The following is a 22,454-nucleotide window of genomic DNA, read 5'->3' on the forward strand; positions in this document are numbered from 1 at the left end:
TTAACATATATTTATTTATAAACCCCAAAAAAGAAAAACTATATATCTTACTATAATTTCTCCTTTTAACACACCCTACCAACTAGGGAGGGATCAAATTTGAAGAATCCGAAAAATAAAATATTAGTGATAATAGTAATGTCAGTGTTACTAGCGAGTTCGTTATTAGTGGCAGCAAATGTGACTGCACAGCAACCAACAGAGGGATATATAAGTATAAGTATGATGTATAAAGATACGCAAACAGGCGGAGAAAATCTTTTAAGTAATGTAGTGGTAAATCTGTTAGATTATAATGGTAATGTGATAGCTTCTGAGGTTTCTAATCCGACTGTAATATTCCATGTGCCTTTGGGTAACTATATTATAGATGCACCTTCAATAAGTTTAGGTAGCTATGTATATGAGGAGGTAAAACAACCAATAACTTTATCGTCAAGCAGTATCAATACTAATCTGACAATGTATAGAACTGCTTTAAATAATACTCTGAGCCTAAATATATACTCAAACAACGCACCACTTAAAGGTGCAACAGTAAGTTATTATACCACATATGGTTTAGAATTTTATTCTGGTGTTACGAATGTCTCTACAGGTGAAATCACAGCTAATGTGACTTATGGGACCGTAAATTTAAAGATATCCTATGTGGAAGGAGGCAGTAATAACTATTACTATACTTCTGTTTCAGTAACTTCTACTTCTGTATCGCAAACTATTAACGTTGGAAATTACAATCATATATTCGGTACAGTTTATGATTCTAGTACCGGTTTACCAGTAAGCAGTACAATAAGGGCAACATTAATAAATCAGAGCAATGGCCAACTCTGGCAAACTCTAATTTTCAATCAATATGATTCCAATGGAGGATCTTTTAACTTCTATGTGCCATCTTCGACAACCTATTATGTAGTATTAACTGCTGATGGTTATAATATAAACACATTTACATCTCAATCAGGATACCATTCAATTACATTAAACAAGGTTATGAACAATATAATGGAAAGTTATACATTAAGTTCTGATTTTAATAATTTGACATATAAGTATTCAATTCAATTAAACAATGAGTCTGTAATCAGCGGTTTTAATTATAATAATATCGGAGTCCTTTATTATCAGCTTAAATATGGAAATTATAACAATCAAGCAATTTCTCAATATTTTTATAATAGCATCGAAAAGTATACAAACAATATGATACTCGTAGACAACAACTTTTATCAACTTCAGGGAGTGAGCGTTCAACCATTTACCATAAATTTTGCTGGATTTACAGTCACAGTAAGCGCAACATACACACAGCCCGCAATTAATGTCAGCTCTGCAATATCTCAGTTTGGATATATACCTGTAAATCTAAATATCACAAATAGTAACAATGCTGGAGCTAGGTTGAACTACAGTTATTCAATAAGCATACCTTCTCAATACGAAAGAGTAAATTCAATAAGCGGTGCGAATATTTCTGGTTATATAAATAATATTAACATTTACAATGTTTCAACTACTTCCACCATATTATTAAAACTTGAGAAAAGACAAGCCCCATCTATAGTATTAAATTCTTACTCATTTGCATTATACTGGAAAGGTATTCAGAATAATAATTATATATTGAACCAGAGCAGCACTAACTACACGATAATAGTACCGGCCAACAAACCGGTCTCATATAATGCAACGAATGCAATTAGTGATATTATCTCAGGTGCGAATTGGAAGAACACTAACTATTCATGGCAGTTTGATAATGGGACCATAGCAAGCGGAACCGGGTTTGTGAATGAAACACAATCACTTACTCCCGGGATACACACACTTAAATTGAGCATTACTGATATTGCATCCAATACCAATAAAACAAATATAACAATATATGCAGATGGTGCTTATCCTAATACCTATTCTAATATAAAAATTAACAATAAAGCAATAATTAGTTGGACTGTTTCCAACGCAACTAATAAAGTCGCTTATTTACTTAATGGACAGCCTGGAACTGCAACAGTTTCAGAGCAAAATGGAGTGAATCAAGCAATATTGCCACAGATAAAGATCAATGAAACACAACTGTTTGAACTTAGTGCACTTTACACAAACGATACTATTAACGGGCAGATATTATCACATAAGCCGGTAACTGTAATCTGGGACGTAAACAATACGAAAATGTCCGGGAACTTTAATAATGCATCAATAAACTATCCGACCAGAAATAAAGTAGACTGGATCAATGTCACATACACAGATATAGTAAATAACAGTGTAACTATAAGCATACCTGTTAAAATCATGGACATTATGAAGCCTAATCCAGTAATATTAATGTATAACCAAACAGGTGTGAAAGTTAGTAGCATTCCACAACATTCAATAATAAAACTTGATGGCTTGAACTCTACAGATCCTCAAAACGGAGTAATTGTGAGTTACCTTTGGTCTATACATAGCTCAAATGGAACGGCTCTTGCTAGTGGTACAGCATACAATATTACAAATGGCACTATGACAAGCCCAGTAGTATATTTAAATTTCTCTAAATATGGCTTATATTATGTATTATTGAATGTTTCAGATAGATCTGGAAATTACAATGTTTACAATGCAAGTCTACAGGTTACACCAATTGGTCCAGATTTAGTTTTAAACAACTTTAATTGGACCGGCACATTCACGGTAGGAACACAAAGTTACATTTACGTAAACATCAGTAATACTGGCAATGCACCTGCCTCTCAGTATAATATAATACTCTATGTTAATGGGAAAGTATATTCTAATACTTCTTATACAAATCTTTTAAACGGCAAATCAGCTTTACTGAAAATATCATGGACACCTTCATCCTCAGGCAATTTCACATTAAAGGTTAGGGCATATACTCCTACAGAGCCAGCTATATATCTTGGAGACAATGTTATGTCTAAGACAGTATCTGTAAACCAAGCAGGGTGGGTATTACCTGCAATAATAATCGGTATAATCGTAATAATTGTGGTAGTGGCTTTTGTAGCATTTAGATTAAACAAGAGCAGAGCAGATCAGACAAAGTTCAAGAAAAAAGGTGCAGTCGAAAAAGCTAAACCGAAAGAAGAGAAGAAAAGTGGATCTTTTTTCAAAAAGAAAGATTAAAAAAATCTTTCATTTTTTTAATTTTTTTAAAAACTGGTTATATATTAAAATATCATAGAGAGCAGCAGTAATTATGTTTTACAATATTATATCCAAGTGATAATGCATATTTCTCTGTATTTTTAGACGGAATAACTATTCCCTTAAATCCATTATCTATTGCAGCAGTTTCTATTTCTGTCATATATCTTGGTCTCATGCAGCCTAGCACATGCTCTTTATTTATATTACTTTTTGAATATTTAAATACATCTTTTATATCTTCTATTTTTGGAGGGTCTATATGTTCCATAGCAGTATGCTTTGTTGGTATCAGGACAATAAATATAATCTTTTTAAAATTATCCAGCATTTTCAGAATATCTATCGCCCTATATTCTCCATCTATTTTGCCCCAATCTATGCCTATAACAACATGTGGAGTATAATTGATCCCGGCCAGATCCAGCAATTTTAAACTTTTAGCATAGTCTTCCACTGTTTTATCTATTCCAAATACATTTTTTATAGTTTTATCAGAACCAACCATATCAAAAGAGACATTATCAACATCCATTTCATTAAGCATTATTATATCTTCACTATCAAGCAATCCCGTATGCACATTAACCATTAAATTAAAATCATGTTTAATTTTCTTTACAACATCTTTAAATTTATAAATTGGCAATTTTCCTGTAATATCTGATCCTCCACTAAGTAAAAAACCAGTGCCACCAGAATCTGCTAATTTTTTTGCGGAACTGTAGAGAGAATCTGCGGTAGTAGTAGCTAACATAGTCTCTAAATAATAATGATTGCAATGCTTGCAGTTAAGAGCACAGGCATTGCCAGTAACTGAAAACGAAGGAAAAGCTTTTCCCGGGTAATAAAAATCCAAGATCACAAAAGTTCAACAAATTATATGACTATATAAAATTTTGGTGTACTGGTCAACTATTCTATTTACGCAAAAAATTCGTAAAAAAATATTTTTACGAAATACTTATATAAGAACAAAGAATATGGGATTGAATAAAAAAGTACTATGGTGACATTAAAATGAATAATGGAGATATCGTTAAGTTCGATTATGAGCTTTGGATTGTGGAAAATGATAAAAAAACATTGTTTGAAACTACACTGGAAGAGACAGCTAAAGCAAATGGGATTTATGATCCTAACGTAAAATACAAGCCTATGGTTACTTTTATAGGCAAGAAAATGCTTATTCAAGCCTTTGAAGACAGTATTATTAATGCTGAAGTGGGGAAAGAAGTGGAGCTTACAATCGAGCCTGAAAAGGCATATGGTATTAGAAATAATAAGCTAGTAAAAGTTCACTCATTCAGAGATTTTCAAAAGGAAAATGTTGAGCCAGAAGTAGGCAAATTTGTAACATTAAACAAAAAAACAGGTAAAGTTTTGAGAGTCACTCCGGGGAGGGTAGTAGTAGATTATAATAATCCACTTGCCGGTAAAACGCTATTTTATAAATATACAGTACGAGAAATTGTGACAGATTTAAAAGGCCAGATAAGCAGTATAATTGAGATAAGATATGGTATAGATGTGGATAAGTTTGAAATAGCAATCAACGATGACATACAGATAAACCTCGCTGAAAGTGCAAAATATAAGATAGAGTGGGCAACTTCTAAATTTGGTATTGTCGGAGATATCAGAGAAAAAACGGATAAAGCCATAAAGTTCATTGAAACATATATTCCAGAGAAAAAGGCGGAGGAAAAGACAGTAGAAGAGAAAAAGTAAGATTTTCTCTTTTATCTTCTGTATCTAATTGCATTATTACTTTTAAATATTAAAAAATAAATATGGGATTAAAACCATAAGATTTATATTAATTAAGTCTTTAATGAATTTGACATTATAATTGAGTAGGAGTAATTGTTATGAATTCATTAGTAAAAGAGCTACTGTCAAAAAATAGTAATAATACGGTTCCAGAACAGAGTATTAGTGAAGATGATACTGAATTAACAGAGCTTTTAAAGCAGTTAAAAACGAGTATCAAGATCATTGGCTGTGGAGGATCTGGGTCAAATACTATCACACGAATTTTTGATTCTAACATTAAAGATGTAGAGTTAATTGCTGCAAATACAGATGCACAGCATTTATTAATTACAAGATCTCAAAAAAAGATACTTTTAGGCAAGCGTGCAACAAGAGGATTAGGTGCCGGGGCATTGCCGGAGATTGGTGCAGAAGCTGTAAAAGAAGCTGAGGATATTGTAAGAAAAGCTATAGCAGGTGCGGATATAGTCTTTGTTACCGCAGGTATGGGCGGTGGTACTGGTACAGGAAGTGCTCCTATAGTGTCTAAGATTGCGAAAGAAGAAGGGGCATTGGTTATAGCTGTCACAACGCTACCATTTTCTGCAGAGGGCAGATTAAGAATGGATAATGCTTTAATAGGCTTAGAAAAACTGAAAGAAACTGCGGATACTACAATTGTAATTCCTAATGATAAATTATTGCAGCTGGTTCCGAGGTTACCTTTAAACGCAGCATTCAGGGTAGCAGATGAGGTATTGATGAGAGCTATCAGAGGCATATCTGACATGGTTACGAAACCAGGGCTTGTAAACCTGGATTTTAATGATTTAAGGACCATAATGAAAGATGGTGGTATGGCGATGATTGGGCTTGGAGAGAGCGACGGTGAAAACAGGGCAGAAGAAGCTCTTAACGAGGCTTTAAACTCTCCGCTGTTAGACATTGATATTTCTGGTGCTACAGGTGCTTTGATAGATGTGGTTGGCGGTGAGAATATGACAATAGAAGAGGCGGAAAAGATTGTTGCCAATGTTTCTGCCAGACTGAACCAGCATGCGAAGATTATATGGGGCTCATCAGTAAAAGCAGAGGCAGGGAATATGATGAGCGTAATGCTTGTGATCACAGGTATAAAAGATGCGAAAAGTTTAGATAAGAGTAAGGGGAAACTAGAAGTAATAAGATGAAATAGAGGTTAATTAATATGGGAATATTTGATAAGTTTGATGATTTACAACAAGATCTGGATGACAGATTTTCACAGATAGGTAAAGGGAAGTATTCTAGAATATTAAAGATGGCACGAAAGCCAACACATGAAGAGTATATAAGAACCGCAGAAATTACAAGTGCAGGTCTAGCGCTGATTGGTGGCATAGGGTTCCTAATTTACTACATTATGACCATTCTTGTAAAAATTCCATAAAGGGTAAAGAAGATGATAATTGCAGACGATAATGGGCAAGTTAATTCAACGAAAGAACCTAAAAACACTGAGAACAAGTTGATAAAGCTAACACTGAGCAAGAAAAACTTCGAGATGTCATCAGGAAGAACGGCAGATATAACTGCAACTATAGAGAATCTCACAGACAACAAAGAGCATGTATCTTTTTCTATAAAAAGCACTTTTCACATGCAGGATAGAGATCTAGAATGGGCTATAAAAACTACTGGGCTCGAAGAATCAAAATCAAAAAACAGGGATTATGTAGGGAAACAGGAGATAAATGATCTGATAAGCGAGAATCTAAATAAGATTTTTGAAAGAACTATAGAAATCGGAGGGAGAGCGAAAAAGAGCATACTATTGCAGATTAGTACGCCAAAAGGATCTGCACTGGGAGATGCGTCGAATTTTGAGATAACCGCATCATTTTTGAGAGACAAAACGATTTATGATTCAGATATAGTATCCATAGTTCTAGTGAGCACAATAGTAGCGATAAAAACCTCGCTTGGGCAAGAAGTATCGGTAGCGCAGGATCTGGGCAAAAAAATAATTATAAACAAGATTGATTACGTATATGCAATAATGGTACCTTCCAAGCTAAAAGGTTACATTTTTGTAGAAACTTTGCATCCGGATCAGATACTATCTTTTGTAAAGAGCGTAAAGGGAATAAAAGGTGTAGTAAAGGGAGAGATGAATATTGACGAAGTATTACACTATTTAACGCCAAAGCCAGCGACTGAAGGGTTGATGGTTGGCGGGATTGTAGAACTTATAGACGGTCCGTTTAAAGGGGAAAGAGCAAAGATCATAGAGATCGATGCAACTAAAAACAACATTATAGTAGAACTTATAGAGGCTATAGTGCCGATTCCTTTGAACGTCAGGGCTGATTCTGTAAAATTAATTGAAAATGCTAAGGAGTGATAAAAATGGCAAACATTGTTAAAAGTTTGGTAGAGGGAGGCAAGGCAACCCCCGGACCACCTTTAGGCCCAGCACTTGGGCCACTAGGTGTGAATATAGGCCAGATAATAAAAGAGATAAATGACAAAACAAAGCTGTATGAAGGGATGCAGGTACCAGTAACAATAAAAGTAGATACAGCAACAAAGAAATTTGAGATAGAAGTGGGTACACCCCCAGCCAGTGCATTAATTATAAAAGAGTTAAAGGTTGAGAAAGGGTCTGGTAATCCGAAGACTCAGAAGATTGGAGATCTGAAGTTGGAGCAGGTTTATAAGATTGCGAAAATGAAGATGTCTAATTCTCTATCTTACACTTTAAAAGGAATGGCACTTGAGATTATCGGGTCTTGTGTTTCGCTAGGGGTAACGGTAGAAGGATTAGATCCCAGAGAGATGCAGAAAAAGATCAAGAATGAAGAGATAAAAGTTCCAGAAAGTTAATATAGAGGTAACCATTTCAACTACAAAAGCTGTAGGAGAGTTTAAAAACTCGAAATAAAAATACTACAGGGTGGTCAAATAAAATGGATAATGAAAAAGTATTAGAAGCAGTTCGAGAAGCTATATCTAAGTCTCCAGAACGTAAGTTTTTAGAAAGTGTGGAGCTATCTATTAATTTGCGTTATATAGATTTATCAGATCCTAAAAAGAGAATAAACGAAGAGATTCTTTTACCTAATGGCAGAGGCAAACCCATAAAAGTAGCAGTGTTTGCGTCGGGAGAGACTGCATTAAAAGCTGGAAAGGTAGCGGACAGAGTGATAATGCCAGAAGAGATTGATTCTATTGTAGAAAACAAGAGAAAAGCCAGGAAATTTGCGAACAGTTACGATTATTTTTTGGCAGAGGCACCGTTAATGACCAAGATAGGTAAGGTATTTGGTATATTTTTAGGGCCGAGAGGAAAGATGGCAAGGCCTATAGGAGTTGGTACAGACCCGGCGGCACTGATTCAAAACCTTAGAAAAACGGTTAAGGCCAGAACGAAAGATAGAAGAACGTTTCAGGTACCGATAGGAGTAAAGACAATGGCTCCTGAGATACTGGCTCAGAATATACAGGAAGTAGTGAAGAAAATAACTGCGAAGATGGACAATGGAGAATATAATATAGAATCTCTCTATGTTAAAACGACCATGGGTCCAGCGATCAAAATTGAGGTGCGATGAATATGGTATCACAACAAAAGATGGGACTTGTGAACGACCTGGTAAAGATGATTTCTGAGTATGATGTTGTTGGTATTGTAGGCATCAGAGGTATCCCAGGCACACAGATCAACACAATCAGAAGAACGCTTCGTGGTAATGCAAAGATTGTAGTGAGCAAAAATAATTATATATCCCTCGCGTTAAAAGAAGCTGCCAAATCCAAAAACGGGCTTGAAAAGTTAACAGAACATATATCAGATCAAACAGGATTGATTCTTGGAAACACTGATCCTTTCAAATTATCAAAGATAATCTCTAAATCCAAGACCAAAGCTGCGGCCAAAGGTGGAGAGATAGCTGAAGAGGACATTGAAGTTCATGAGGGAGAGACACAGTTTAAACCGGGTCCTATAGTCAGTGATTTTCAGAAAGTAGGAATACCGGCAGCAATAGAAAAAGGAAAAGTGGTAATAAAGAAAGAGCAGAAAGTAGTATCAAAAGGTGAAGTGATCAGTAAAGACATGGCACAAATGCTCTCTAAGCTTGAGATATTTCCAGTAACTATAGGTTTGGATCTTAAGGCGATATATGAAGAGGGAATAGTATATAATGCAGAGGCATTGATGGTGGATAGTGATAAGACTTTAGAGCTGTTAAGACAGACATCTATGTACGGTACAAGTCTTGCACTGAATATAGGATACTTCACAAAGAGCACAGTGCCGATATTCTTGGCTAATGCGCACAGAGAGGCACTTTCTCTAGCCGTAAGTAGCAAGATTTATTCATCAGAATCTATTGCTATATTATTGCAACAAGCGAACTTGAGCATGATGACACTAAATAAAATGTTAGAAAACAAAAATGGAGGTTAAGAAAATGGAATATGTATACAGTGTATTGATATTGCATACGTTGGGAAAAGAAATTACAGAAGAGAACATTGCAAAGATCATTACAGCAGCTGGAGCAGCTCCAGATACTGCTAAGATTAAAGCGCTAATCTCTTCTCTAGAAGGCATAAACATAGACGAAGCAATTAAAGCTACTGCATTTGCATCGGCAGCACCGGCAGCAGCAACGGCCCAACCTGCAAAAGAAGAGAAGAAAGAAGAAAAAAAGAAAGAAGAAAAGAAAGATGAAGAAGAGGCCATGGCTGGACTCGGATCTCTGTTTGGTTAAGTTAAACAGAAATCTCTTTTTATTTTTTTGGTGAAATTTAGATGGATCTTGCTAAATGGTTTGGAATTATTGCTTTATTTTTGATACCTGTTATTATGATTATTTTAAATTTTACAATAGTGCCAAACATACTACTTTTAATTATCGGGTTCAGCTGGATCGGTACCAGTATTATCATACTCACTTTAGATAATTCATCGTAACATCATTTTTAAAATTTGAAGTGTTACTTCTGCTTTCGGACCAGCCAGTTTTTTGTAATTGTTTTTTTCAATAAATAGTATTTCAGTATATTCTTTTTTCACTTTCTTAAGATCATTCGCAATCAAGAACTCAAGATTGTATTTTTTCAGTTTTTCTTGCCCTTTTTTAAGAAGCAAGTCATCTGAGATGTCATATTCAGCTTTAAATCCAACAAGCACATTTTTATATTTATTTCGCAGCGCTAAAATAAATTTTGGATTTGGCACAAGCTCGATAGTTAGAGATTGGTCGCTTGAAATTTTTCCTGCCTTTTTTTCAATCGTAAAATCAGATAATGCAGCAGGTACTAGTATATAGTCATATTCGAGCATTTTCGGAATAGCAGCAATAAGAGAGCTTACACTGTCAAAATGTTCGGTTTTTATGTACGGTGGAATTAAAACAGAATATGTGCCTATCAGAAGGGTCACATCTGCGCCCAGATAAAAAGCATTTTTTGCCAGCTCTAATGCTGTTTCTCCACTAGATAAATTTGAGATTGTGCGAACATCATCAATATATTCTACAGAGCCTCCGCCAATAACCAGCATTTTCTTGTTTTTGTAATCATCGTTTAAAGTTCTTATAACATATGCAACGATGGTATCAGTATCTGCCATCTTTGCTTTGTTCTCTTCTATTTTTGGTGGCACAAAAAGCACACCGTATTTTTCCAGAATTTTGACATTGTTTTTTATAACCGGATTGTTGTACATTTTGTCATGCATTGCAGGTGCAATAAGAATCTTTAGTGAGCCAAGCGCAGTTGTCGCAAATAAAGATACAGTTGAATCTGCTATACCGGTTGCTATTTTTGAGAGCGTATTTGCTGAACAGGGCGCAATTAAAAGCAGATCTGCTCTATCCAAAAGATCTACATGTTCAACGCTTCCCGATATGTGATCTATCACATCAGTTCCGGTCGCAAATTTTAAAGAGTCAACAGTAATTATCTTTTTTGCGCTTTCAGTCATCACTGCCTGAACATTCGCACCAAATCTGATCAGCTCGCGTGTCAGTTTTACAGTTTCTTCAGCGGCTATAGAACCCGTAATGCCAAGAATAATCCTCTTGTTCAACAATAAATTGCTCTTTATGCCTTTTATCTTTTCAGCAGGATGCATATTTATACACAATATAAATAAACTTATAAATTTTTGTTTTTAAAGCTCAAAATTTGCCTTTATATAATCTATAAGCCTGTCTACAATAAGTTTGTTTAGTTGAGCACCAAGCTCAGGGTTTGCACCTTCTGGATCACTTAACGTTCCATATGTGTAATATTCGCTGATATCTTTGAGTACCATATACTTTTTTTCTGTTTTTTTCTTTTCGTATTTCCACTCTTTTTTTACAAGTTCAGGTGCAATTGCCATTACTCTGGAAGTTTCAATTATTCCTGCATGAGAATCTGTTTCAGGCACCAACCTTCCACGATATTCGTAAGCAATATCATAATCTGAGAGCACCATAATCTTAATATGATAAATGTCTAGAATTTCATCTGCTGCAAGGTTCAAAGCTGCCATATGCAATTTGCTGGCATGACCTGACAATATGACAATGTTTTTAACACCAGTCTTGCATACAGCACTTAAAATATCAAATACCAGCATTTTTAAGGTTTCAAAATTTATTGATATTGTACCCTTAAAAGAATTCATTGTTTTGGTCCAACCATAACTGATAGGAGGTAAAATAATAGCACCAATTCTCTCAGAAATCTGCTCTGCTATATAATATGGCTGGATCATATCCGAGCTCAAAGGTAAATGCGCGCCATGCTCTTCAACAGATCCTATTGGCAGGATCACAACAGTTTTATCATTAAGCGACTTTTCAAGTTCTGTGTATGTTAGATTATCCCATCTTATCATATTCATCGTTAACTGTTATTAATCATTTCATTTATAAACATTTCCTATTTTCTATCTAATGAATTTTGTTTCAGGCCTTGTTAAATATATGAGAAATTTAACAAACTCAAATCTCAAAAAGTTTATTATATATGTAAACATTTACGAATTTTGAATTAAAGGTGAATGAGAGAATGACTAGTTTCAAGATAGTAATTGCAGATCCTAAAAATGGAAAAAGCTATAAAAAAGAACTTGCCAGTCCTCAAGCAGATGTACTGGTAGGCAAAAAGATAGGTGAAGAGATAGATGGTTTATTATTAGACCTTGCAGAATATAAACTGAAGATCATGGGCGGAACTGACAAAGATGGTTTTCCAATGCGCTCAGATCTTGCAGGTGGAGTTAGAAAATCGTTGCTAGTAACTGAAGGATTTGGGTTTAATCCTAAAAAAGAGGGTGCGAGAAAGAAGAAAATGTTTCGTGGGAACATGATTAATCCTGATATTGTGCAAATCAATATGGTAATTACTCAGTATGGATCTAAAAGTCTGGAAGAGAGCAATAAAGAAGGTGCTTCATGAAAGCGCTCCCCGAACAGTCTGAATTAAATATCGGAATGGTTGGCCATGTTGATCATGGCAAAACTACATTGACTAAGGCTCTAACTGGAGTATGGACCGATACTTACAGTGAAGAAATAAAAAGAGGTATATCTATTAAACTTGGGTATGCAGATACCGCATTTTACACATGTACCGATGAAAACGGAGAACTTATTTACACTACAGACCCGGACCAAAGATGTGTAAAAGAAGTTAAACTAAGAAGAGTAGTCAGCTTTGTAGATGCTCCAGGCCACGAAACACTAATGGCAACGATGTTGTCTGGCGCTGCAATTATGAACGGAGCACTGCTTTTAGTTGCAGCAAATCAAACATGCCCTTTACCACAAACAAAAGAGCATTTAATGGCACTGGAAATTATGGGACTTAAGAATATTGTGATTGTTCAGAATAAGATAGATCTTGTAACTGATGAGAGAGCCAGAGAAAACTATCAGGAAATAAAAAGATTTGTTAAAGGTACTATAGCTGAGAACGCACCCATAATACCGGTAAGTGCCCATCATGATGCTAATATAGATTTATTAATAGAAGCAATAGAGGAAACTATTCCGACTCCTAAATTCGATAAAAGCAAAAGTCCAAGAATGTATATAGCAAGATCTTTCGACGTAAATCGTCCTGGAAGTGATATAAACAAGCTTGTGGGTGGTGTGATTGGAGGGTCTTTGATACAGGGTGTTTTCAATATCGGAGATGAGATTGAGATTATGCCTGGATTTCAGGTAACTAAAGGACGAAAAACAATGTGGGAACCAATTTACACTACAGTTAGAACGCTAATGGCATCTGGTAAGATGGTGAATACTGTTAAACCAGGTGGATTGATTGCAATAGGAACAGGGCTGGACCCAGCTCTTACCAAGGCGGATGGTCTTACAGGCCGAGTTGCTGGAGCTCCCGGAACATTGCCAAAAATTATAGATGAGATATCAGTGGATATCCATCTGTTAGAAAATGTAGTAGGGCATACTACGGAAATCAAGGTTGAAAACATAAGGACTAATGAAGCGTTGATGATAAGCGTAGGAACTGCTACTACAGTAGGCATTGTCAAAAGTGCAAGACCGAATATCGCAGACATATCCTTAAAAAGCCCTATTGTAGCAGAAAAAGGGCAGAGAATTTCTATAAGCAGGAAAATTACAAATAGATGGCGATTGATAGGATATGGTATTATCAGATAGTGTCTATTTTTAGCTGTGTGGTTTTATTTGAAAAATATGGATATAAATTATATTTTTGAATTATGATCATTGCCAGAATATCCATGAACTCAGAATCATAATTTTTATTTGGAATATATGCGGGCATATTCTTCGGAATGCTAATATTCAGCTTTTCAAAAATTTCAAGGGTCTCTTTTCTTTCATCCCCAAATATTTTTTCAGCGTAAGCAGGTCTTCCAACATCACATTTATCAAGCTCATACTTTAAAATTGGGCGTTTAAATAACTTATAAAGTAAGTATAATGCAACATCTGAAGATTCAGGATGCTCAGATACATAAGTGCCTATTATATCATATATTGATTTCTCTTTGATAGAAGCAACGCTAAATACTTTTGATGGCTTGATATCCTTCTCTCTTAAAATATTCATATCCTGTAGTGCATAAAGATATCCTGTTAAGACCAGTCTGTGTATCTTATTCCCTCTATTTTCTAGTTCTTTACTAATGGAAGTTATAGACATTCCATCATCAGCAAGTATCTCAAGTATCTGGTCTTTTAGGGATTTTAAAACGATATCTTTTTTCATCATAATTTCGTGCCTTTGAAGGTTATGAATGTTCTAGTAAAAAAGTTTTACTATGACAGATATATTACTACGGTATAATCTTAACTTTGGTTTCAGGAGATACTCTCTTTTCGATCTTCTAGAACATTCTTTATCACTGTTTCTATAATGTTTTCAGACTCTCCAAGATATCTTTCTGGAATGGTCAATGACTCTAGTTCTTCTTTTGTAATTATTTTCGATATTTCTGGGATATTAAGTAGAGCTTCATCTATCCTTTTATTCTGCATTGCGGCCAATCTCACAAACTCATGTGCCTGCTGTCTTCCAAGCCCTTTTTTTGTCAAGGCTACAATGATGGGTTCGTCCATAACAAAGTATCTCGCGTTTTCTAGATTGGCATGCATTACGTCTTCATTGACAATGAGAGTATCTAAAACGTTTTTCATTTTGATAAGAATATCATCAATCAATACACAACTGTGCGGAATTATGAATCGTTCGGATGCACTGTTTGACAGATCCCGCTCATGCCATAAAATTGCAGATTCATGCATGGGTACGATGAAACCACGTATAATTCTTGCTAAACTGCATATATTCTCTGAAACTATTGGATTCTGCTTGTGCGCCATAGTGCTGGATCCTACTTGCTTTTCTTTGTCAAAGTACTCAGATACCTCTCCTATCTCAGGTCTTTGGAGATTTCGGATCTCGGTGGCAATTTTTTCGAGAGTGGTAGCTATATTTGAAATTATAGAAATGAATTCTATGTATCTGTCTCTCTCTACTACCTGCGTTGTAGCAAAATCTAAATTAATCCCTAAGTACTCTGAAATAATTTTCTGTATATTCTGCGTATAGGGTTCAAATCCTGCTCCTGTTCCAACTGCGCCAAGCATTTTACCTACTATCACCCGTTTTTCAGACTCTTTGACCCTCGTTAAATGTCTGTGAATCTCGTCTAAATATACTGCTAGTTTTAATCCAAAAGTGATTGGTAAAGCCCATTGTCCATGTGTTCTGCCCAGCATAATAGTATTCTTATATTGATTAGACTTACTGATAAGCACGTTTTCTAGATCTAAAAGATCCTGTTTCAGTATCTTAATAAACTCTTTAAATTGTATGGCTGTGGAAGTATCTATTATATCATTGGATGTGGCTCCTAAATGTATGTATTTTCCTGAGTTTCCAGCCTGCTCGGTTAGCGCTAACACCAAGGCCATTACATCATGTTTTGTCTGTGCTTCAAAAGCCTTGATTCTGTCAATATTGACATTCATAGCAGCTTTTTCAATGATCTCAAAATCTTGCTTACTGATCAATCCTAACTTAAAATAAGAGTAAACCAATGCTACTTCTACTTTTAACATGTAATCATATTTTTTAGATTCACTAAAAATGTCCTTTACTCTATCTCTACCATATCTGTATTCAATGGGGCAGATCATAATTATACATAAATATTATTCTGTATTTATATCTTGATACTTTTTAGCTTGTATGATCACAAAATCACTTTTTGAAATAACGTTTTCTGAAAACCTAGAATTTATACAATCTAAAAACTTCTTGAACCCTAGCTCAAATTCTTTATCATTCAAAACAGATAGTGTAGATAAATATTTTTTTCTAACTCTTTCTATATACTCCTCTTTTTTATAAACAGTTTCATCATTAAAGCTTTCAATATTTACCTTATATCCAATCTCTTCAAGCAAAATCTTAAGGGTGTTAATATCCTGAAACCTCGCTAGATCTATCTCAATAAACCTTGAAAACTGATCTAAACAAAGAGATTTCGGCCAGTTTATTATATGCTCACGTGAAACGGTTACAATGATCAAAGACCCGTTTGAGTCTAGCATATTCTTCAGTTTTCTAAGCAACGATTCTAAATTCTGCAGATGATGTATTACGAATACCAACAAAATAAGGTCAAAACAACAATCTTGAAATTTTAAGTTATCGAGATCTTCTTTTAACCATAATACATGGCCATACTTTTTAGCCGCTATTTCTAACATTTTTGAAGAATTATCAATGCCAATAATTTTAGCGCCGGTCATAAGTTGCATTGTTATCGCAATCCTACCAGTACCACATCCTAAATCTAAAACTTTTGAAGAGCAATCTATTTTCTGAAGATCCAGGATCGCTTTTATTAGCTTTAAAGGCACATCTTTTCCTCTGGTATCCTCAAAATCATGAGCTAGTTCATCATAATGTACCATGCACTAGATAATCAAAACTCAATATTTCTAGTTTTTTATGTGAGGTCTTCGCTGAATTTGAAATTTTGTGACTCACAATTTTTGATAGTTCCAATACTTGGTCATGGCGTATTAAAGTCAGTGAACTTTAGCTTTTTAGATCCAGGCATAAGATTAAATGTTTGTGTTAGAGTTTAGTCACTAACTTTAAAAAATGATAATATCAGAGCAATAAACAATCTATTTGAATCTAAATAACCAAAGATTAGTTGAGAACATCTTATATGCAAAAGCTTTTTAAAATGAAAGTTATTAAGGGTTATGATGGGCCCGTAGCTTAGATCGGTAGAGCGTTCGGCTCTTAACCGAATGGTCGAGGGTTCAAATCCCTCCGAGCCCGCCTATTCTTTGGTAAAGAATGGGATTTATATATCTTAATCTACTTTTTTCGCTTTATATATATATCCCCAAAAAAGAAGTGGGCCCGACCGGATTCGAACCGGTGATCTTCGCCGTGTAAGGGCAACGTCATAGCCTGCTAGACCACGAGCCCATATCAGTGTAAGTGTATATATTTGCGATATTAAATCTTTTCTTACCTCTTAAAGTTTTAAAAATCTAATAAACATATTTTTGAATTGAAATAGAAAAAGTACCAAAAACAGAAAAATTTAAACATTTTGTTAGTATTAATCAATTATGAAAACTGAACCTTTGTATTATTATGATTCTTACCTGAAAGAATTTGAAGCGAAGATCCTAGATATCTCTGAAAATAAAGTGGTGCTGGACAAAACCGCTTTTTATCCAGAAGGTGGTGGGCAACCTGCGGATTTTGGAATTTTAAAAATAGGCAATAAAACTGTTAAAGTTTTAAACACTGTAAAAGATTCTGACATAATATATCATATTGTGGATTCTCCCCCAGATAAAGAGCTAATCTCTTCCATTGCCTATGGTCTCATAGACTGGGATAGAAGATATGCGCATATGAGGTACCATACTGCAATACACATCTTGAGTGGGGTATTGTTCAAAAAATATAACGCTAAAATCACTGGTTCTCAGATCGGCGAAGATAGGGCAAGAATGGACGTAAATTATGAGGCATTGAATAGAGATCTGTTACCAATAATCGAAAATGATGCCAATGATATTGTAAAAAAGAATTTGCCTGTTACTGTGAGATTCGAAGACCCAAAAAATCTGGATTTTAATAGTATTGTCAGGGTAAAACTGGATCTTTTGCCTGAAAAGCTAGAAACTGTAAGATTGATAGATATTGAGGGATTTGATTATCAGGCAGACGGCGGAACGCATGTAAAAAATACTGCCGAGGTTGGGACTATCAAAATTTCAAAATACGAAAGCAAGGGCAAAGCAAATAAGAGAATTTATGTTTCTCTAGAATGAGAAAAATTTTCTTTTTTTATTAGTTTCCCCCTCAAATTCTGCCAGAAGTTCTCTCTGCCTCGATGTTAAAGAAGTAGGAATCTCAACTTCAATATGCACAAAGAGGTCTCCACTGCCCAGATGTCTCATTCTGGGCATGCCTTTTCCTCTCAGTTTTATTATCGTGCCAGGCTGTGTCCCCGCCGGAATCTTTAATTTTTCAGTACCGTCAAGAGTTTCGATTTCCAGTTCATCACCAAGTGCAGCTTTTACAAACGAAATCTTTTTGACTGTGTGTAGGTTCTCTCCATCTCTTTCGAACCTAGAATCTGGCTGAATGCGAACGACCACATACAGATCTCCACTCTGCCTTTTACCCATCTCTCCTTTATCTGCTATTCTGAGCCTTGCACCGTCCTGTATCCCTTTCGGAATTCTGACAGAAAGTTTCTCAGTGACATTTATCTTACCGGTACCGTTACATTTTTTGCATTTTTCCTCTATGATATATCCTTTTCCCCCACATACATGACAGGGTTGTACAGTAACATATTGCATGAATCCGTGCACAGTCTGTTTTCTTATTTTTCCAGTTCCTTTACAGAGGGGGCATATTTTTGTTTTGCCATCTTTAGCACCAGTGCCGTTACATGCGTCGCAGTTTTTTGATCTGGTGTATGATATATCTTTTTCCACACCTGTATATGCATCTTTAAGGGTTATGTCAACAGCAATGCCAATATCTCTGCCAGCACCACTGTCTTCTTCCTCATAAAAATTTCCAAACCCCTTAAAAAACTGGTTGAAGAGATCTGATATATCTTCATAGTGTGTAAAATTACTCCAGTCAAATCCCTGAGATCCGAACTTTATGCCCTCTTCTCCATATTGATCATATTTCTGTCTTTTGTCATCATCCATAAGCACTTCGTAAGCTTCGCTGATCTCTTTGAATTTTTCTTCTGCCTCTTTTTTATTGTTGGGGTTGAGATCTGGGTGATATTTTTTAGCGAGTTCTCTGTATGCTCTTTTTATCTCATCTTTACTTGCAGTTTTGGATACACCCAGAATTTCATAGTAGTCTCTGCTCATTCTTTGTCACTTTTATCTTTGTACTCTGCATCAACTGTCTCATCTGTTTTTTTCTCTTCTTTTGGTTCTGACTTCTGGTACATAGAAGCGCCAACTTCTTGTATTTCTTTGTTCAGTTTTTCAGAATACTCTCTTATTTTCTGATAATCTTTGGATTCTATAGCAGATTTCAGATCCTTAATTACATCTTGAACCTTATTTTTATTTTCTTGTGGAATCTTGTCTCCATATTCATTTAATGTTTTTTCACTGGCATAAACCAGGCTTTCAGCAGTATTAATGAGATCAATTTCCTCTTTTCTCTTCTTATCCTCTTCAGCAAATTTTTCTGCCTCTTTCTTCATCTTTTCAATTTCTTCTTTTGTCAGCTTTGTAGAAGCACTTATAGATATGCTTTTCTGTTTTCCGGTCGCTTTATCTTGGGCAGTAACATTTAATATTCCATTTGCGTCAATATCGAATGTTACTTCGATCTGTGGCACTCCTCTGGGAGCAGGCGGAATACCTTCAAGGTTGAACATACCTAAAGATACATTGTCTTTTGCTAATGTTCGCTCTCCCTGAACCACATGAATAGTTACTATTGTTTGAAAATCCGCAGCAGTAGAGAAAATTTGAGATTTTTTTGTAGGGATTGTTGTATTTGCGGGAATTAATGGCGTAGCAACGCCTCCAAGAGTCTCAACGCTCAAGGTTAAAGGTGTGACATCTAGCAGCACAATATCTTTTACTTCTCCTGCAAGAACCCCACCCTGCAATGCAGCACCTAATGCTACACATTCCATTGGGTCCACGCCATGCTCAATTTTCTTGCCTAAAAATTCTTCTATAACTTTCTGCACTATCGGCATTCGTGTAGGTCCTCCTACAAATATTACTTTATCTATGTCTTTTTTGTCCAACTTTGCATTATCTAAAGCAGCTGTAATGGAAATTTTAGTTTTCTCTACGATCGGAGATACAAGCTCTTCTAACTGAGCACGTGTAATCTGCATTACAAGATGTTTAGGTCCTTCTTGGGTTGCAGTGATATATGGTAAGTTTACTTCTGTGGCAGTTGAAGTCGATAGCTCAATCTTCGCTTTTTCAGCAGCATCTCTGACTCTTATAAACGCACTTTTATCTTTTTTGAGATCTATACCTTCTTTATTTTTGAAATCGTTAGTGATGAAATCTATAATTGCATTATCCATATCCGTGCCACCTAATTGAGTATCACCGGCAGTGGATAGCACTTCAAACACTCCGCCACCAAATTCCATGATTGTTACATCAAGTGTTCCTCCACCAAAATCGTAAACGAGTATTTTCTGTTCTTTTTCCAATTTATCTATCCCATAGGCTAATGAAGCTGCAGTAGGCTCGTTAATTATCCTAATTACTTCAAGCCCTGCAATTGCGCCGGCATCTTTAGTGGCCTGTCTCTGATTATCATTAAAATATGCTGGTACTGTGATTACAGCTTTACGTACTTTTTCTCCCAAAAATGATTCAGCATCTTTCTTAATCTTTTGGAGAATAAAGGCGGATATCTGCTGTGGAGTGTACTCTTTTCCAAATACTTTATATTTATAATCAGTTCCCATTTTTCTTTTTGCAGCATATATTGTACCTTCAGGATTTAAAAGTGCCTGTCTTCTTGCAGGTTCTCCGACCAGTAACTGACCATCTTTTGTAAAAGCCACATAACTTGGAAAGGCTTTACCGCCTATGCTTATTCCTTCAGCACTGGGAATTATAGTGGGTTTGCCAGATATAATAACTGCTGCAGCTGAATTGCTAGTGCCTAGATCTATTCCTAATATTTTTTCCATATTTAATTCACCTCTTTTTTAAAACTTTAACTTTAGCGGGTTTGAGTAATGAATCATATAAAAGATACCCTCTTTTATATTCTTCTATTATAGTCCCGTCTTCCCCATCTCCTTCTTCTGTAGCGATAACTTCGTGGTAAAATGGATCAAATTTCTTGTTTTTTGTTTCAATTTTTTTCACGCCGAATCTGGTCAAGGTGTTCCATAAATGCTGAGTTATCCCTAAAACAGCATTATAAAACTGGTCTTTTGCACTTGCCTTCTCGACAGCCAGCTCCAGATTTTCAAGATCGTCCAGAAGATCAAGTATCAATTTTCTGTTCGCAGATTTTATAAATTCCTCTTCTCCTCTCTGTATTACTTTCTGATAATTTTCAAAATCAGCCTGCATTCTTAATAATTTGTCATTGTATCCTTTAATGCTTTCATCTAATGATTTTATCTTTTTTTCGAGTTCTTCAATAACCGCATCTTTCTTGATCAATGATTCATTACATTGTTCAAGCTTATTTTTCATTGCCTCTTTTGTATCTGTTTTCTTAGGCATATTGATCCATCCTGAAACTCTCATTCGGTATTTTATATCTTCTATATATATCTTTCTTAAAATAACTCATTTTATTTAATACAGATATTTTACAACTAATTTTATATACTTATAACCTATCTCAAATCTATAAAAAGCGAGGATTTATATGCCATATTATAGAAAAAATAATGAAAGTACTGAAATGGAGATTACGAGAGTGCCATTGCCTAATAAGAATAATGGAGAGCTATTTGGAATAGTTGACAAGTTGCTGGGCAGTGCAAGAATGACTGTAATGTGTGAAGATGGTAAGGCTAGAACGATCAGAGTTCCGGGGAAAATAAAAAAGAAAATGTGGATTAAAGAGGGAGATCTTGTAATAATAAAACCATGGAGTTTCCAGGATGATAAGGGGGATATTGTGTACAGATACTCTCACACACAAGTTTCTTATTTGAGTAGAAACAGGCTATTGCCTGAAATTTTGGATGTATTTGGAAAAGCATGATAAATGAAGAAGATAGAGAATATCTTAACAGAAAAATAAAGATTGAAAGGCAGATAAAAAGGTCAGAAGATCGCAATACATATGACGAAGTATTTGATAAGAGAACGCTGTTGGCATTTTATTATCTTTTTAACCATGGAATATTGGACACCCTTAATTATTCAATATCTACGGGAAAAGAAGCAAATGTTTTCATAGGGGAAAAAGATGGGAAATCATATGCTATTAAAGTTTACAGAACTTCAAACGCCAATTTTAAAGCTATAATTAACTATATTGAGGGAGATTACAGATTCGATAAAGTTAAAAAAACTAAAGATAACATTATCTATCTATGGGCACAAAAAGAGTTTAAAAATCTTGAGCTCATGCATAAATTTCATGTTCATGTTCCAAAGCCGATAATATCTTATCAAAATATATTGATCATGCAATATCTAGGCACATCCAAATCTTCTGCACCTACTCTAAAAGATGTGAAATTAGAAGATCCGGCAAATGTATTCGAAGAAGTAAAGAAATCTATCTTGCTCATTGTAAATAAGGCGAAACTGGTTCATAGTGATCTCAGTGAATATAATATTCTATATTATAGAAAATTGCCATATATAATAGATGTAGGGCAGAGTGTACCTTTAAATCATCCTTTAGCCATAGAATTTTTAAGGAGGGACATAGAAAATATAGTAAAATATTTTAATAAGTACGGGTTAAAGATTAAACAAGATGAAATATTTAAAGGATTGAAATTAGGCGATTGA

24 protein-coding genes and 2 tRNA genes are annotated in these 22,454 nt (G+C 35.1%); 15 read left to right on the forward strand and 11 right to left on the reverse strand.

From position 1 onward, the window contains the following. Window positions 1-99 precede the first annotated feature (99 nt). Window positions 100-3,144 carry a CARDB domain-containing protein gene (locus QXQ25_01095; GenBank protein MEM0160302.1) on the forward strand — a complete coding sequence of 1,015 codons (3,045 nt, stop codon included), beginning with the start codon at window positions 100-102 and terminating at the stop codon, window positions 3,142-3,144. A 52-nt stretch (window positions 3,145-3,196) separates the two neighbouring features. On the opposite strand, the gene QXQ25_01100 is transcribed toward QXQ25_01095, so the two are convergent. After that, window positions 3,197-4,030: a radical SAM protein gene (locus QXQ25_01100; protein MEM0160303.1), complete on the reverse strand. Its 834-nt coding sequence runs from the start codon at window positions 4,028-4,030 to the stop codon at window positions 3,197-3,199. Between the two features lie 155 nt (window positions 4,031-4,185). On the opposite strand from QXQ25_01100, the gene QXQ25_01105 reads away from it, so the two are divergent. The 8 genes from QXQ25_01105 (at window position 4,186) to rpl12p (ending at window position 9,677) form a co-directional block, all read left to right on the forward strand. Next, on the forward strand, window positions 4,186-4,896 hold the full coding sequence (locus QXQ25_01105; protein ID MEM0160304.1) for a peptidylprolyl isomerase: 711 nt from the start codon (window positions 4,186-4,188) through the stop codon (window positions 4,894-4,896). A gap of 140 nt (window positions 4,897-5,036) precedes the next feature. Next, a complete protein-coding gene (gene ftsZ, locus QXQ25_01110) occupies window positions 5,037-6,110 on the forward strand; it encodes a cell division protein FtsZ (protein MEM0160305.1) in 1,074 nt (357 codons plus the stop codon). A 17-nt stretch (window positions 6,111-6,127) separates the two neighbouring features. Then, window positions 6,128-6,349 (forward strand): protein translocase SEC61 complex subunit gamma, encoded by a 222-nt coding sequence (locus tag QXQ25_01115; protein ID MEM0160306.1) that lies wholly within the window; start codon window positions 6,128-6,130, stop codon window positions 6,347-6,349. A gap of 12 nt (window positions 6,350-6,361) precedes the next feature. Continuing rightward, complete coding sequence (locus QXQ25_01120; protein MEM0160307.1) at window positions 6,362-7,303, forward strand: transcription elongation factor Spt5; 942 nt, start codon at window positions 6,362-6,364, stop codon at window positions 7,301-7,303. Window positions 7,304-7,308: 5 nt separating this feature from the next. Further along, window positions 7,309-7,785 carry a 50S ribosomal protein L11 gene (locus tag QXQ25_01125; protein ID MEM0160308.1) on the forward strand — a complete coding sequence of 159 codons (477 nt, stop codon included), beginning with the start codon at window positions 7,309-7,311 and terminating at the stop codon, window positions 7,783-7,785. An 83-nt stretch (window positions 7,786-7,868) separates the two neighbouring features. After that, window positions 7,869-8,513 carry a 50S ribosomal protein L1 gene (locus QXQ25_01130; protein ID MEM0160309.1) on the forward strand — a complete coding sequence of 215 codons (645 nt, stop codon included), beginning with the start codon at window positions 7,869-7,871 and terminating at the stop codon, window positions 8,511-8,513. 2 nt (window positions 8,514-8,515) lie between these two features. After that, window positions 8,516-9,370, forward strand: a complete 855-nt coding sequence (locus tag QXQ25_01135) for a 50S ribosomal protein L10 (protein MEM0160310.1) — start codon at window positions 8,516-8,518, stop codon at window positions 9,368-9,370. Window positions 9,371-9,374: 4 nt separating this feature from the next. Further along, window positions 9,375-9,677, forward strand: coding sequence for a 50S ribosomal protein P1 (gene rpl12p, locus QXQ25_01140; GenBank protein MEM0160311.1), 303 nt, complete (start codon window positions 9,375-9,377; stop codon window positions 9,675-9,677). Window positions 9,678-9,714: 37 nt separating this feature from the next. Here the strand turns inward: rpl12p and QXQ25_01145 are convergent, their stop codons facing one another. The 3 genes from QXQ25_01145 to QXQ25_01155 are packed head-to-tail and all read right to left on the reverse strand — an operon-like array spanning window position 9,715 to window position 11,803. Beyond that, window positions 9,715-9,861, reverse strand: a complete 147-nt coding sequence (locus QXQ25_01145; GenBank protein MEM0160312.1) for a hypothetical protein — start codon at window positions 9,859-9,861, stop codon at window positions 9,715-9,717. Window positions 9,862-9,871: 10 nt separating this feature from the next. After that, the gene (gene coaBC / locus QXQ25_01150) at window positions 9,872-11,044 is read right to left on the reverse strand and encodes a bifunctional phosphopantothenoylcysteine decarboxylase/phosphopantothenate--cysteine ligase CoaBC (GenBank protein ID MEM0160313.1); all 1,173 of its coding nucleotides are present in this window, start codon (window positions 11,042-11,044) and stop codon (window positions 9,872-9,874) included. 39 nt (window positions 11,045-11,083) lie between these two features. Continuing rightward, the gene (locus tag QXQ25_01155; GenBank protein ID MEM0160314.1) at window positions 11,084-11,803 is read right to left on the reverse strand and encodes a creatininase family protein; all 720 of its coding nucleotides are present in this window, start codon (window positions 11,801-11,803) and stop codon (window positions 11,084-11,086) included. Window positions 11,804-11,970: 167 nt separating this feature from the next. Here QXQ25_01155 and QXQ25_01160 point away from each other — a divergent pair, with 167 nt between their 5' ends. Both QXQ25_01160 and QXQ25_01165 read left to right on the forward strand, forming a co-directional pair. Beyond that, entirely contained in the window at window positions 11,971-12,360 is a 390-nt protein-coding gene (locus tag QXQ25_01160; protein MEM0160315.1) for a 30S ribosomal protein S6e, read from the forward strand. Further along, entirely contained in the window at window positions 12,357-13,589 is a 1,233-nt protein-coding gene (locus QXQ25_01165; protein MEM0160316.1) for a translation initiation factor IF-2 subunit gamma, read from the forward strand. The genes QXQ25_01160 and QXQ25_01165 overlap by 4 nt, the downstream gene beginning before the upstream one ends. Here the strand turns inward: QXQ25_01165 and QXQ25_01170 are convergent. The 3 genes from QXQ25_01170 to QXQ25_01180 form a co-directional block, all read right to left on the reverse strand. Continuing rightward, entirely contained in the window at window positions 13,582-14,166 is a 585-nt protein-coding gene (locus QXQ25_01170) for a hypothetical protein (GenBank protein MEM0160317.1), read from the reverse strand. The two genes, QXQ25_01165 and QXQ25_01170, sit on opposite strands and share 8 nt — an antisense overlap. An 89-nt stretch (window positions 14,167-14,255) precedes the next feature. Beyond that, entirely contained in the window at window positions 14,256-15,596 is a 1,341-nt protein-coding gene (gene purB / locus QXQ25_01175) for an adenylosuccinate lyase (protein ID MEM0160318.1), read from the reverse strand. 15 nt (window positions 15,597-15,611) lie between these two features. Continuing rightward, entirely contained in the window at window positions 15,612-16,379 is a 768-nt protein-coding gene (locus QXQ25_01180) for a class I SAM-dependent methyltransferase (GenBank protein MEM0160319.1), read from the reverse strand. Window positions 16,380-16,684: 305 nt separating this feature from the next. Here QXQ25_01180 and QXQ25_01185 point away from each other — a divergent pair. Further along, window positions 16,685-16,758 (forward strand) — tRNA-Lys (locus QXQ25_01185). A 79-nt stretch (window positions 16,759-16,837) separates the two neighbouring features. On the opposite strand, the gene QXQ25_01190 is transcribed toward QXQ25_01185, so the two are convergent. Next, a tRNA-Val gene (locus QXQ25_01190) sits at window positions 16,838-16,911 on the reverse strand. A gap of 146 nt (window positions 16,912-17,057) precedes the next feature. On the opposite strand from QXQ25_01190, the gene QXQ25_01195 reads away from it, so the two are divergent. After that, complete coding sequence (locus QXQ25_01195) at window positions 17,058-17,771, forward strand: alanyl-tRNA editing protein (protein MEM0160320.1); 714 nt, start codon at window positions 17,058-17,060, stop codon at window positions 17,769-17,771. Here the strand turns inward: QXQ25_01195 and dnaJ are convergent. The 3 genes from dnaJ to grpE are packed head-to-tail and all read right to left on the reverse strand — an operon-like array spanning window position 17,763 to window position 21,227. Next, complete coding sequence (dnaJ, locus tag QXQ25_01200) at window positions 17,763-18,842, reverse strand: molecular chaperone DnaJ (protein MEM0160321.1); 1,080 nt, start codon at window positions 18,840-18,842, stop codon at window positions 17,763-17,765. The genes QXQ25_01195 and dnaJ overlap by 9 nt on opposite strands. Next, window positions 18,839-20,656 (reverse strand): molecular chaperone DnaK, encoded by a 1,818-nt coding sequence (gene dnaK / locus QXQ25_01205; GenBank protein MEM0160322.1) that lies wholly within the window; start codon window positions 20,654-20,656, stop codon window positions 18,839-18,841. Before dnaK ends, dnaJ begins: the two co-directional genes overlap by 4 nt. A 7-nt stretch (window positions 20,657-20,663) precedes the next feature. Further along, window positions 20,664-21,227, reverse strand: a complete 564-nt coding sequence (gene grpE / locus QXQ25_01210; protein MEM0160323.1) for a nucleotide exchange factor GrpE — start codon at window positions 21,225-21,227, stop codon at window positions 20,664-20,666. 124 nt (window positions 21,228-21,351) lie between these two features. Here grpE and eif1A point away from each other — a divergent pair, with 124 nt between their 5' ends. Together eif1A and QXQ25_01220 are read left to right on the forward strand one after the other, a co-directional pair. Beyond that, on the forward strand, window positions 21,352-21,693 hold the full coding sequence (gene eif1A, locus QXQ25_01215) for a translation initiation factor eIF-1A (GenBank protein MEM0160324.1): 342 nt from the start codon (window positions 21,352-21,354) through the stop codon (window positions 21,691-21,693). Then, the gene (locus QXQ25_01220; protein ID MEM0160325.1) at window positions 21,690-22,454 is read left to right on the forward strand and encodes a serine protein kinase RIO; all 765 of its coding nucleotides are present in this window, start codon (window positions 21,690-21,692) and stop codon (window positions 22,452-22,454) included. The genes eif1A and QXQ25_01220 overlap by 4 nt, the downstream gene beginning before the upstream one ends.

Source organism: Thermoplasmata archaeon (assembly GCA_038729465.1).
In the GTDB taxonomy this organism is placed as follows: Archaea; Thermoplasmatota; Thermoplasmata; order Thermoplasmatales; family ARK-15; genus JAVRLB01.